This window comes from Aquimarina sp. AWH4_224 (genome assembly GCF_056160245.1).
On record NZ_JBSWWU010000077.1, the window covers coordinates 1 to 313 of the forward strand.

The following is a 313-nucleotide window of genomic DNA, read 5'->3' on the forward strand; positions in this document are numbered from 1 at the left end:
CGACAGGTGCTACTGGAGCTACTGGAGCGCAAGGACCAACAGGTGCGACTGGAGCAACCGGTGCACAAGGACCAACAGGAAATACAGGTGCCACTGGAGCACAAGGACCGACAGGTAATACTGGAGCAACCGGTGCGCAAGGACCGACAGGTGCTACTGGAGCTACTGGAGCGCAAGGACCAACAGGTGCGACTGGAGCAACCGGTGCACAAGGACCAACAGGAAATACAGGTGCAACTGGTGCACAAGGGCCGACGGGTGCTACTGGAGCAACCGGTGCGCAAGGACCAACAGGTGCTACTGGAGCAACCGG

The 313-nt window shown here is 59.4% G+C and carries 1 protein-coding gene; it reads left to right on the forward strand.

Annotated features, from left to right (window positions below; all coding sequences use genetic code 11):
- Positions 1–313: hypothetical protein (locus tag ACXAGJ_RS24770; protein ID WP_474843885.1), on the forward strand; the 313-nt coding region annotated here is incomplete at both ends.